The following is a 12,978-nucleotide window of genomic DNA, read 5'->3' on the forward strand; positions in this document are numbered from 1 at the left end:
ACTTAAAACTATATCGGAAATTGTAATTTTAAAAATTTTTGATTTAGTAAAATACTTGGAATCAGTTGATGGTGTATTTGGTTGTAAATTTGTTGTTTTTGTAATACACCTTCTTTATTTATTTAATTTAAAGTGTTTTAAAACGTATTGTTTTACTGATTCATAATCAAGTTTTATTTTTTTATAAACTAGATCACCTGGAGCTGAATAACCAAAATCATCATGTCCAATATTGTGTCTTGCTAATTTAGCTCATCCAAAAGTAGAAGCCGCTTCAATAGAAATAGTGTTCATAGGGTTTCAAAGCACTTTATTATCTCAGTTAGATGCTGAAATAACGTTTAAATCAAATTCTTTACCAATTTTTAGTGCTGTTGCTAGTTCACTTCCTGTTGCAACTAAAGCGTATTTAGAATTTGTTTTATTCACAAAGTAACTTCCTTGTTTAAATAAGTCTTTATTTGTTGAAGCAAGTGAAGTAATGTTTTGTCTTGTTAGAACTATAACGTGTGGTTTATTTACTGAATTAATTGCTAATTCATATGAAGCAATTACTTCTTTTTCATCAGCAGGTCTTAAAACTTTAATTCCAGGCAATGATCTAAGCATAGCTAATTGTTCAATTGGTTGGTGAGTTGGTCCATCTTCCCCAACAAACACTGAATCGTGTGTAAATACATAAGTTACAGGCAATTTCATTAATGCTGAAAGTCTCATTGCTGGTTTTACATAATCTGAAAATACAAAGAATGTTGAAACGAAAGGTTTTAGAACTGAGTGAAGTGCAAGTCCGTTTGCAATTGCTCCCATTGCAAATTCTCTAACTCCAAATAATAGGTTTCTTCCTTGTCTGTTTTCAACTGAAAATACCCCATCAGCTCCACCAACTTTTGTAGAAGCAACTAAGTCTGCTGATCCACCAATTCAGTGTTGTGTATTTTCGTTTAAATATTTAATAACAGCACCTGAAGAATTTCTAGTAGCATCATTTTCTTTTAATGTTAAATTAATAGAAATTTCTTTATTAGCATTTTCTAAATAATTTTTTAATTCTTCTGATTCTGTAAAAGAATTTTGTGCATCTTCTCCACGTTTAAACAGAGTTTCTCTGTAATATTGTTCAACTTCTTGTGGTAATTCAAAATCATCCATTGTTCAATTTAATTTGCTTTTTAGGTTTTCAAAGTCTTTACCAAGTGGAGCACCGTGCACATCGCTTGTTCCTTGTTTTGTTGCACCTTCACCAATGATTGTTTTTACTTCTATAAATGAAGGTTTTTTAGATGATTTTGCTTTTTCAATTGCTTTAGAAATTTTTTCTACATCATTTTTTACTTGTTGGTAGAAAAATCCAAGTGATTCCATTTTTAGTCTTAAATCATCTGCATTTACTGCTTCAACTTTTGTATCAAGTTGCACATCGTTTGAATCGTGTAAAATAATTAATTTGTTTAATTCTCATTTTCCTGCAAGAGATAAAGCTTCATTAGCAACTCCTTCTTGAAGGTCTCCATCACCACATAAAACATATGTATAGTGGTTAATTTCAGAAAATTTAGAATTTAAATGACTTTCTGCAAGTGCAAGTCCTACTCCCATTCCAATTCCTTGACCAAGTGGTCCAGTTGTTGCTTCAACTCCTATTGTATGTCCAAATTCTGGGTGACCTGGTGTTAAAGAATCCATTTGTCTAAAGTTCATTAAATCTTCTTTTTTAATTAATCCTAAAACTCTTAATTGAGCATATAATAATGCTGAGCCGTGTCCTGCTGATAAGATAAATCTATCTCTATTAATTCATTCTGGAGACATTGGGTTAAAAACTAAATGTCTTGAAAATAAAGTGTGCATAATTGTTGCAGCACCTAAAACAATCCCTGGGTGACCTGAATTTGCTTTATTTATTGCTGCTGTTCCATTAATTTTTAAAGTATTAATGGAAAGTTGATCTAAATTTTTATTGTAGTTCATTTTTATCCTTTAATTTTATTTTTTATTTATTTTTCCTTTATAAAACAATGAAATATTTTCAGCATCTATCCCTATAAGTAACTTAATTGATTCTCTTAAAGAGTTAATTAAGTTATTGATAATATCGCTAAATTCATGTTTGTTTTCATAAATGTAAAATTGAGCTTCTATACTAATATTGGTATTGGAATTGTTAAATTTTATCTTAACATCACCATCTAGTTTTACAAAATCAGTTTTAGAAAATACAGATTTTACTGTTTGTAAAAATGATTGTTCATAAACAGTATAAATTTGATTAAGACCGTAATTAACAATAACGTAATTCATATTTATTTACCAGCTCTTCCAACGTATTTTCCTGTTTCACTTGAAACAATAATAATTTCACCTTCTTTAATAAACATAGGTGTTTCAACTTCAAAACCTGTTTCCACAATAACTTTTTTTTGTGGGTTTGTTGTAGTATTTCCTTTAACGGCTTCTGGAGCTTCAATTACTTTTAACTCAATATTGATAGGTAATTCGATATCTAAAATTTCTTGTTCGAATTTTCTAACAATAACTTTTAATCCATCTTTTAAAAAGTTCAATTCTCATTGAAGTTTAGAAACATCAATTCCAATTTGTTCATAGGTTTCTTCATCCATTAAAATAATTTCGTTTCCGTCATTATATAGATAATTCATACCTGTTTTTTCTATATGAGCTTTTTCAACTTTATCTCCACCTGTGTAGGATTTAATTGTTGTAGCTCCTGTTCTTAAGTTTTTTACTTTTGCTTTAACTGTTGCTTGACCTCTACCTTGTTTTGAGTGCTGGGACTCTAAAACAATAAAAAGTTCACCATCTTCTTGATAAGTTATCCCTGGTTTAAAATCATTAACATTAAACATTATTCCTCCTAATTAAATATTATTTTAATTATAATATATTTTTAAAAAGTTTTATAATTTAATATTATGAATCAAATAGGATCACTAGAAAATAAAAAATTAGATGGTTTACCTTTGTGAGCAACCATTTTATTTGGATCTCTTTTCATTGTTCTTGGAATTATTTTATTTTTCTATTATCCAAGAACAAAAAGAAAAGCACAAGAGTACAAAGAAAAGCAATTAATTAAATATAAAGAAAAAAACAACCAAAAGAGTGTAAAAAACATTGACTATGAAAGTACTGGAATGTATTTACCAGTTTGAGAAAAAATAAAATTAGTTAGTCCTTTATTTTTTGGTCTTGTTTTTTGTATTATCGGAATTTCCTGAATTATTGGATGAACTATTGTTTTATAAAACAAAAAAACAATATAATAATAATTAATAAAATTAATAGTTTTCACCTAAAATTATTAATTGATTGGTATAATATAAGGAGAAAAATCATAGGAGGAAATTTATGTTAAAAATTTTTAATGAAACAACTAATGTAAAAGTTGTGGAAACAGCTGGGGGAGTAGGTCTTGGTGGTTGAATAGGTATTGTTATTGCTGTTGCAGTAATTTTATTTATTGTTGGTGGTATCATCGGAGTTTTAGTATCTAAGAAAATGTTTGAAAAACAAATAAAAGAAAATCCTCCAATTACTGAAAAAATGATTAGAGCTATGTTCCTACAAATGGGAAGAAAAGCTTCTGAAACACAAATTAAAGCTGTTATGCGTTCAATGAAAAATGCTAAAAATAACTAACTTAGGAAACTAAGTTTTTTTCATTTTTTTGAAAACATCTATTTTTCCTTTATTTTAGTTAATTAAAAAATAAAAAAATACCTATAAAGGTATTTTCTTTGGACAATATATTGAAATGGTACGCCCTAGAGGATTCGAACCTCTGACCCAATGGTTAAAAGCCATTTGCTCTACCTGCTGAGCTAAGGGCGCACTGGTGCTCGAAACTGGACTTGAACCAGCACGGTGTTGCCACCGAGGGATTTTAAGTCCCTTGCGTCTACCTATTCCGCCACTCGAGCTTGTCTCGTATTAACATACTTTTATAATTATACTATTTTTTTTAAAAAAACCAAATTTTTTTGAGATTTTTTTAAAATTTTTTATTTGATATTATTTATTATTTAGTAATTATCATAAAAGTATATAAATTATAATAAAAATTTTAAATATTTTAAGAAAAAAGTGAAATTTTTACAATGATAGAAGAAAATAAAAACCGCTTGGTGCGGTTTAAAGTTAATATTTTGAATTTAAATATTTTCGTTGATAATTTCTCTAATTTTTTCAAAATTTATTTGTTCATGTACATCTGTGTTGTATGAAAAATCTATAACTTTATTTTGATTGTTTAACACTATATAACCACGATTTAGTAAAAATACTTGATCAATTAAAAATCCGTATTTTAGTCCAAATTCTCTATGTTTGTAGTCTGAATAGATTTCAATATTAGGTAATAAATTTATTGATTTTCACTCAGCAATAGCACTTGGTAAATCAAGTGAAATAGAGATAAATCTTACTTCTTTAAATTCTGATGCTAATTTAGAAATTTCTTTTGTTTGTTCATCACAAACTCTAGTGTTTAAAGAAGGAAAAATAGAGATAATTGTTAATTTATCAAAATTTTTGATTTCTACATCTTCAAACATTGTGTTAGTTGCTTTAAAAGAAATTACATCTCCTTTTTCAAGGGATTTTCCATTATTTAATAATCTATATTCTTTTTGTTTAAATTTTGTTGTCATTTTTAATCCTTTTTATTAATTTGTGCATAAAATAATTATATTTTACATTTTTTTTGGATTCATACATAATTTTTGCATTACAAAAAGAAAAATTATAAAAAAATCAAATTTTTTCACTCATTTTGTTTTCAAAATAACAATAAAATGTTTGCATAGAATCATTTTGATGTTCAAAAATCAGTTTATATCCTTTTTCAAAGAAAATATTTTTTGTTTTTTCTAGATTAATTTTACTTGTTAAGGAATTAAATTCTAATTCGTTGTATTTATAAATTTTCTTTAAAAAGTCACGTATTTTTTCAAAATTTAAATTTTGTGTTTTGCAATAATTTAGAAAATTTAAAAACAAAATAAGGTTTTTAAAAGGATTGTCAAAAACTAAAGAAGTTTTTTGTTCTATAGTAATATTCATTTTAGAATCCAAATTGACATTAATTAAGTTAATACCCTCTTTATTTAAAAGTCTCTGTTTAATTACTTCTAAATCTATTATTTTAAATAATTCATTATTCATTAAAATTTTGGTAGTATTTAATTCAGTATTTAAAAAATGACATATAGTAATAAATAGTTCAATATCACTTATTTTTATATATTTATTTTTATTTTTAACATAAAAAATAATGTTATTAAAGTCATTTTCATAATCTATTAAAACATCAGATTTTTTAAATAAATTAAAGTAAAGTTTATTAATCATTTTACTTTTAATTATGCTAAAAGGAGAATAATTAAATTTTAAATCCATTTTTCCAACTATCTTTTGTTGTAATAATTTAATGTCATTATTTTTATTTAAAAAACCTATATTAAGAATTTTAGAATCATTTTTTCGTAGCATAAAATCATTAATTAAAGTGGTTGCAAAATTTTCAACAATATTGTCAATTTTCAAAATTGAAAAACTATTATTTTTTTGAATGTTCTCAAATTCTAAATTTGTTTCATATTCAAAATAAAATTTCATTTTTTCAATTTCCTCTTTGCTCAAAAACTGCATATTTCCTTTATAAAAGCTAATACTTATTTCTTTGCTTAAAGGATTTTCACTAATATAAATAGAATAATCAAAACCTACTTTTCTAGAAGCAAAAGCAAACAAAGGAAAAAAAATAGAATCTTTTTTTCTTAATGTTGTAATTTGATTAGTATCTTTAAATTCAAATAAAGAAATAAAAATTTCACTAATTTTATCTGCTTTTTCGCTATTTTGATTTGCAATAAAAATTTTTTGTTTTTTATTTTCTTGAAAAATTAATTTTTCAAAAGCATAAATCAGTTTTTTAGCTCCATTTAAATCTAAAAATTCAAAGAAATTTGTACTTGATAAATTAAATTTGGACGTATTTTTTATTAAATAATTAAATATGTTTTTTTCTTTTTCCATTTTACTCCATTTGGTGTTTTTACATATGGCGGAGGTTAAAGGAATCGAACCCTTACCAATGGGTTTGGAATCCATTGTACTACCATTATACTAAACCTCCATAAAATTATTTTATGTTTATTTTTTCAATTCTTTCTTTTGCTATTTTAAAGTATTTTTCATCTTTTTCTATTCCAATAAAATTTCTTTTTAATTTTAATGCAGCAACCCCTGTAGTTCCGCTACCCATAAAAGGATCTAAAATTAAATCCCCTTCATTTGTATGAATTTTGATAATTTCTTCCATTAATTTTAAACTTTTTTGAGTAGGATGATCAACTTTCTCTTTCCCTGATACAATAGGGAACTCAAAAAGCGATCTTAAATATGGTTTTTCTTTTGGTTTATTAAATATTCATTTTGCTTTTTGTTTAACACCTCAAATTGCAAATTCCATATCTTGAACATATCTTCTATTTATATTTCTTGGCATTGGATTGCTTTTTTGTCAAACTAAAACATCTTTAACTTCTATTTTATTATTTTCTAGTTCTTTTATTATAAAACTCATATATTTATAAGAACAAAAAATAACTATTGAACCGTTATCGTCTAAAAGTTGCACATACTTTGAAATTCAACTAAATAAATCAAAATTTTGATCTCATTGTCCAAACAAAATTCCTTTTCTCGGTGAGTTTAGAGTTGAAAAATTATTTTCTTTTGAAATATTATAAGGTGGATCACAAATAATATGATCTACCATAATTTTATTTTCAATAAGATCATCAACTATTTTATAAGCATCACCATTATATAATTTATAATTACTTTCTTTTTCTTTTTTATTATATGACTTTGCAATTTGTGTTGCTATAGCTTTGGCTAAAAGTGGTGGAACAGCATTTCCTATTTGTCTGCAAATACTAGTTTTTGGTCCTAAAAAAACAAAACTATCGTAAAACTTTGTAGTCTTGCTGCTTCTCTTGGTGTAATAGAACGATTCAAAATAGGATGAGAATTTTTTCCATTAGAAGGTGTATCAAATCTAGTATCAATTGTAGGACTTACTTCATTTCATTTTAATCTTGATCAAGTTGTATTAAATTTTTGCTTACCTCAAAGTTCTTTTGGAAGGTGATTTTTATCACCTTCTGAAGGTATCATTTTTAACTTTTCTAAAGCAATTTGTGAATGATTTGTTGCTTGATGATTAAATAATTTATTGCTTTTCATTGTTTTTTGATACTCACTTTGTGCTTCAAATTTATAATCTGACTCAAAAGAACCTTCTGAAGATTCTAAATAATTTAAATCAGAAATAGCATCTTTAACAGTAACTATTTTTTCTGTATTTTTGATAGGTAATTCAATGTTTTTAGATAAAGAACCAATAATAATTGCTCTTTCTCTTTTTTGCGGTACTCCAAAGTCTTTAGCATTTAAAATTCCATAATTAATTTGACAACCAAGATTAGTAAATTTTTCATATATTTGCTTAATGAAATAACCATCTAGTGTATTTAAAAGGTTTTTAACATTTTCAATAACAAAAACTTCTGGTTTTAATTCTTTGACTAAATTATAATATTCTAAGAATAAAAAATTCCTTGGATCATCTAAACCTTTAAGTTTTCCTTTTAAACTAAAACCTTGACAAGGTGGTCCACCTATTATCATATTTATTTTTTCTTGTTTAGCAGTTTCAATAATTTGCGACTTTACTTCTTTTGAAGTTAAATCACCACAAATTATTTTAGTGTTAGGAAAGTTAAATTTAAAGGTTTTTAAGGCATTTTGATCAAAATCTACAGCAATACTAGTTTTAAAATCTTTATGTTGTTCAAAACCTGATGAAAAACCACCAGCACCTGAAAATAAATCTAAAATTTTAAATTCCATCCCTCTCCTTCTACGTTGCTACCATTAAATTATAAACATTTTTTTGCTTTTTTGAATAAAAATTCTTTCATTAAAAAGTTTATTATTTAAGTATTTAAATAATAAAAAAACTCCTTTCAGGAGCTAATAGTTCTTTCAAAACTGAATAGCAAATTACTTCTCAAATTAAATTAAATACCTAAAATTTTAGCTATTAAATCAATCAATTTATTAGTATTGGTTAGCTCAATGTATTACTACACTTACACATCCAACCTATCAACCTCATCGTCTATAAGGAATTTCAAGGGAACATTAATCTCTGAGGAGGCTTCCCGCTTAGATGCCTTCAGCGGTTATCCTTTCCGTATTTAGCTACCCAGCTATGCTTCTGGCGAAACAACTGGAGCACCAGTGATACGTCCGCTCCGGTCCTCTCGTACTAAGAGCAGCTCTCATCAATATTCCAACGCCCACATCAGATAGGGACCGAACTGTCTCACGACGTTCTGAACCCAGCTCGCGTACCGCTTTAATTGGCGAACAGCCAAACCCTTGGAACCGACTCCAGCTCCAGGATGCGATGAGCCGACATCGAGGTGCCAAACCTTCCCGTCGATGTGATCTCTTGGGGAAGATAAGCCTGTTATCCCCGGGGTAGCTTTTATCCGTTGAGCGACGGCCATTCCACAATGTACCGCCGGATCACTAAGTCCTGCTTTCGCACCTGCTCGACTTGTAGGTCTCGCAGTCAATCACACTTTTACCTTTGCGCTCTTCATATGGTTTCTGACCATACTGAGTGTAACTTTGAACGCCTCCGTTACCTTTTAGGAGGCGACCGCCCCAGTCAAACTACCCACCACGCACTGTCCCCCTTCCAGATAATGGAAGCAGGTTAGAAAATCAATATAACAAGGGTGGTATTTCAAGGTTGACTCCATAAGAACTGGCGTTCCTACTTCAAAGTCTCCCACCTATCCTACACATGTTAGACCAATTTTCAATACGAAGCTATAGTAAAGCTCCACGGGGTCTTTTCGTCTTGATGCGGGTACCCAGCGTTTTCACTGGGACCATAATTTCACCGAGTCCAATGTTGAGACAGTGGGGAGATTGTTACGCCTTTCGTGCAGGTCAATAATTAGTTGACAAGGAATTTCGCTACCTTAGGACCGTTATAGTTACGGCCGCCGTTCACCCGGGCTTCATTTTACTGCTTCGCTAATGCTTACAGCTCCACTTAACCTTCGGGCACTGGGCAGGCGTCACCCCCTATACATCGTCTTGCGACTTAGCAGAGAGCTGTGTTTTTGATAAACAGTCACCCCCCCCATTTTACTGTGGCCTACATAAAGTAGGCATCCCTTCTTGCGAACTTACGGGATAATTTTGCAGAGTTCCTTAACATTGGTTTTCTCGCTCGCCTTAGAATACTCATCTTGGGAACGTGTGTCCGTTCTCGGTACAGGTTCCTATAAAATTAACGCTAGAAGCTTTTCTTGGAAGCATGAAATCATACAATTCGTTACTTGATTGCTCTTTCACTATGCATCGTAAATTAAAGTTATGATAACCGGATTTGCCAAGTTATCCTTCTTATTACTTACCCCACAATCCAATAAGTGGTAGTACTATCCTTCTCCGTCACTCCATCACTTTTATAGGAAGTATAGGAATATTAACCTATTATCCATCGACTATGCATTTCTGCCTCATCTTAGGTCCTGACTAACCCTGGGTGGACGAACCTTCCCCAGGAAACCTTTCCCAATAGGCGTCGGAGATTCTCACTCCGAATCGTTACTCATACCGGCATTCTCACTTCTAAGCACTCCACTAATCCTCGCGGTTTAGCTTCACCGCCGCTTAGAACGCTCCTCTAACGCATTTTCATACCCGTAGCTTCGGTATTATGTTTAGTCCCGTTACATTATTGGCGCAAGATCTCTTGACTAGTGAGCAATTACGCACTCTTTAAATGATGGCTGCTTCTAAGCCAACATCCTAGTTGTTTATGAAACCTCACAACCTTTCTCACTTAACATAATTTTGGGACCTTAGCTGACGATCTGGGTTGTTTCCCTCGCGACCACGGACGTTATCACCCATGTTCCGACTGCATAGTAATACACACTGGTATTCGGAGTTTGATTATAGTCAGTACAGCTAGGCGCCGCCATTCCATATTCAGTGCTCTACCCCCAATGCTTAACACTACACGCTAGCCCTAAAGCTATTTCGAGGAGAACCAGCTATCTCCAGGTTCGATTGGAATTTCACCCCTATCCACAAGTCATCCGGGCACTTTTTAGCGTACTACGGTTCGACCCTCCACTTAGTTTTACCTAAGCTTCAGTCTGCTCATGGATAGATCACCTGGTTTCGGGTATATATCAACATACTATGGCGCCCTATTCAGACTCGGTTTCCCTACGGCTCCGTTTTTATCCACTTAACCTCGCATGTTAACATAACTCGCCGGTCCATACTGCAAGATGTACGCCATCACCCATTAACGGGCTCTGACTAATTGTAAGTATACGGTTTCAGAATCTATTTCACTCCCCTCCCGGGGTTCTTTTCACCTTTCCCTCACGGTACTGTTTCACTATCGGTGTCTGGTTAGTATTTAGCCTTACCAGGTGGTCCTGGCAGATTCAGACAGGGTTTCACGTGCCCCGCCCTACTCAGGATACATTCAAGAGAATTTATTATTTCGTTTACGGGGATATCACCCTCTTTGTCAAAGCTTCCCAACTTTTTCAACTATAATAAATTTTTGTAACTCTATATAGAATGTCCTACAACCCCATCTAAATGATGGTTTGGGCTTTTTCGTGTTCGCTCGCCACTACTAACGAAATCATTATTTATTTTCTCTTCCTGTTGCTACTAAGATGTTTCAGTTTACAACGTGTCTCGCCTTTACAACTATGAATTCATTGTAAAGCAACTAGAGTTTATCTAGTTAGGTTCCCCCATTCGGAAATCCCCGTTTCATAGCATAATCCAGCTCTACGAGGCTTATTGCAGGTATTCATGTCCTTCATCGACTTCCAGACCCAAGGCATCCACCATATACTCTTACTTATTTAAAAGCTAATATAACTTATATTTTTTTAAGCCTATTGTTTTTGTTTGTATATCTAAGGTATCTAATTTAATTCTAACTTTTTACAGTTAGACTTGGTTATTTTTTGTAATGTTGTTGTTGAAATATTTTGAAATTTTTCAAATATTTGCTATTCAGTTTTCAAAGAACTATTTAATGAAAGTTAAACCTTTCAAAACTAGATGCAATGCTCTTTAGCTAAGCCCATAATTACCTAAAATGATATTAATTTACGCTTATTTTAGGATTTTTAAATTGCTAAATAAAGATGTCTATATGTACTCCGTAGAAAGGAGGTGATCCATCCCCACGTTCTCGTAGGGATACCTTGTTACGACTTCACCCCAGTCATCGGTCCTGCCTTAGACAGTCGTCTCCGAAGTTAACTAACCGGCTTCGGGCATTACCAACTCCCATGGTGTGACGGGCGGTGTGTACAAGACCCGAGAACGTATTCACCGCAGCGTAGCTGATCTGCGATTACTAGCGAATCCGACTTCATGAAGTCGAGTTGCAGACTTCAATCCGAACTGAGATTGGTTTTTTGAGGTTTGCTCCATGTCACCATATTGCTTCTCTTTGTACCAACCATTGTAGCACGTGTGTTGCCCCACTCGTAAGAGGCATGATGATTTGACGTCGTCCCCACCTTCCTCCTGGTTACCCAGGCAGTCTCTCTAGAGTCCTCAACATAATCTAGTAACTAAAGACAAGGGTTGCGCTCGTTGCAGGACTTAACCTAACATCTCACGACACGAGCTGACGACAACCATGCACCATCTGTCACCTTGTTAACCTCCGCTATATCTCTATAGCATTGCAAGGGATGTCAAGAGTGGGTAAGGTTCTACGCGTATCTTCAAATTAAACCACATGCTCCTCCGCTTGTGCGGGTCCCCGTCAATTCCTTTAAGTTTCACTCTTGCGAGCATACTACTCAGGCGGATCATTTAATGCGTTAGCTGCATCGGTAAATTCTCTACCAACTAATGATCAACGTTTACGGCGTGGACTACCAGGGTATCTAATCCTGTTTGCTCCCCACGCTTTCGTTCCTCAGTGTCAATGTACAACCAGTTAGCTGCCTTCGCCTATTGGTGTTCTTCCTAATATCTACGCATTCCACCGCTTCACTAGGAATTCCGCTAACCTCTTTGTAATTCCAGTTTGCCAGTATCCAAAGCGGGCTGGAGTTGAGCTCCAGTATTTAACTTCAGACTTAACAAACAACCTACGAACTCTTTACGCCCAATAATTCCGGATAACGCTCGCGACCTATGTATTACCGCGGCTGCTGGCACATAGTTTGCCATCGCTTTCTAACAAGGTACCGTCAATATAAAGTCATTTCCTACTCTATTTTTTCTTCCCTTGCAACAGCAGTTTACAACCCGAAGGCCTTCATCCTGCACGCTGTGTCGCTCCATCAAGCTTTCGCTCATTGTGGAAAATTCCCTACTGCTGCCTCCCGTAGGAGTCTGGGCCGTATCTCAGTCCCAGTGTGGCCGTACAGCCTCTCGGCCCGGCTAAACATCATCGCCTTGGTAGGCCTTTACCCTACCAACTAGCTAATGTTCCGCACCCCCATTTCTAAGTGAAGCTTTGAAGCTTCTTTTAAATTTTCTTCATGCGAAGAAAACCCATATTCGGTATTAGCTACTGTTTCCAGTAGTTATCCCAATCTTAAAGGTAGGTTAGGTACGTGTTACTCACCCATTCGCTACTAAGTCAGTGCAAGCACTGCTTCGTTCAACATGCATGTATTAGGCACACAGCCAGCGTTCATCCTGAGCCAGGATCAAACTCTTGAAATTGATTTGTGTGTTTATTATGGTTATTGCATCTAGTTTTGAAAGATCTAAATTTCATAATGATTTTGTGTGAAAATCATACAAAATTAATTATAACACTTTTTACAAAAATTCCAAATATTTTATATGATTATT

Annotated in this window: 9 protein-coding genes, 3 tRNA genes and 2 rRNA genes; 2 read left to right on the forward strand and 12 right to left on the reverse strand. The window is 32.4% G+C overall.

Annotated features, from left to right (window positions below; all coding sequences use genetic code 4):
• Positions 1-114: 114 nt before the first annotated feature.
• Genes ACR34G_RS02760 through efp form a run of 3 tightly spaced genes read right to left on the reverse strand, consistent with a single transcriptional unit; the run spans position 115 to position 2,867 of the window.
• Positions 115-1,971: a transketolase gene (locus tag ACR34G_RS02760; RefSeq protein ID WP_436358440.1), complete on the reverse strand. Its 1,857-nt coding sequence runs from the start codon at positions 1,969-1,971 to the stop codon at positions 115-117.
• 15 nt (positions 1,972-1,986) lie between these two features.
• Positions 1,987-2,301 carry an MMB_0454 family protein gene (locus ACR34G_RS02765; protein ID WP_436358441.1) on the reverse strand — a complete coding sequence of 105 codons (315 nt, stop codon included), beginning with the start codon at positions 2,299-2,301 and terminating at the stop codon, positions 1,987-1,989.
• Between the two features lie 2 nt (positions 2,302-2,303).
• The gene (gene efp, locus ACR34G_RS02770; protein WP_436358442.1) at positions 2,304-2,867 is read right to left on the reverse strand and encodes an elongation factor P; all 564 of its coding nucleotides are present in this window, start codon (positions 2,865-2,867) and stop codon (positions 2,304-2,306) included.
• Between the two features lie 66 nt (positions 2,868-2,933).
• On the opposite strand from efp, the gene ACR34G_RS02775 reads away from it, so the two are divergent.
• Positions 2,934-3,266, forward strand: coding sequence for a hypothetical protein (locus tag ACR34G_RS02775; RefSeq protein WP_436358443.1), 333 nt, complete (start codon positions 2,934-2,936; stop codon positions 3,264-3,266).
• A gap of 103 nt (positions 3,267-3,369) precedes the next feature.
• Positions 3,370-3,660, forward strand: coding sequence for a YneF family protein (locus ACR34G_RS02780; RefSeq protein WP_436358444.1), 291 nt, complete (start codon positions 3,370-3,372; stop codon positions 3,658-3,660).
• 116 nt (positions 3,661-3,776) lie between these two features.
• Here the strand turns inward: ACR34G_RS02780 and ACR34G_RS02785 are convergent.
• From ACR34G_RS02785 to ACR34G_RS02825, 9 genes are all read right to left on the reverse strand, one after another.
• Positions 3,777-3,852: transfer RNA gene (locus tag ACR34G_RS02785), tRNA-Lys, on the reverse strand.
• Positions 3,853-3,854: 2 nt separating this feature from the next.
• Positions 3,855-3,941: transfer RNA gene (locus ACR34G_RS02790), tRNA-Leu, on the reverse strand.
• A 231-nt stretch (positions 3,942-4,172) separates the two neighbouring features.
• Positions 4,173-4,670, reverse strand: coding sequence for a redoxin domain-containing protein (locus ACR34G_RS02795; RefSeq protein ID WP_436358445.1), 498 nt, complete (start codon positions 4,668-4,670; stop codon positions 4,173-4,175).
• On the reverse strand, positions 4,654-6,057 hold the full coding sequence (locus ACR34G_RS02800) for a hypothetical protein (protein ID WP_436358446.1): 1,404 nt from the start codon (positions 6,055-6,057) through the stop codon (positions 4,654-4,656). The genes ACR34G_RS02795 and ACR34G_RS02800 overlap by 17 nt, the downstream gene beginning before the upstream one ends.
• Positions 6,058-6,083: 26 nt before the next feature.
• A tRNA-Trp gene (locus tag ACR34G_RS02805) sits at positions 6,084-6,157 on the reverse strand.
• A 6-nt stretch (positions 6,158-6,163) separates the two neighbouring features.
• Positions 6,164-6,802: a DNA-methyltransferase gene (locus ACR34G_RS02810; RefSeq protein ID WP_436358447.1), complete on the reverse strand. Its 639-nt coding sequence runs from the start codon at positions 6,800-6,802 to the stop codon at positions 6,164-6,166.
• A 173-nt stretch (positions 6,803-6,975) separates the two neighbouring features.
• A complete protein-coding gene (locus ACR34G_RS02815) occupies positions 6,976-7,938 on the reverse strand; it encodes a DNA cytosine methyltransferase (protein ID WP_436358448.1) in 963 nt (320 codons plus the stop codon).
• Positions 7,939-8,127: 189 nt separating this feature from the next.
• A 23S ribosomal RNA gene (locus ACR34G_RS02820) occupies positions 8,128-11,018 on the reverse strand.
• Positions 11,019-11,321: 303 nt separating this feature from the next.
• Positions 11,322-12,846, reverse strand: a 16S ribosomal RNA gene (locus ACR34G_RS02825).
• The 16S and 23S rRNA genes sit together here, the layout of an rRNA operon.
• Positions 12,847-12,978: the final 132 nt, after the last annotated feature.

This window comes from Mycoplasma sp. 480, assembly GCF_051353065.1.
Classification (GTDB): Bacteria; Bacillota_I; Bacilli_A; order Mycoplasmatales; family Metamycoplasmataceae; genus Mesomycoplasma_A.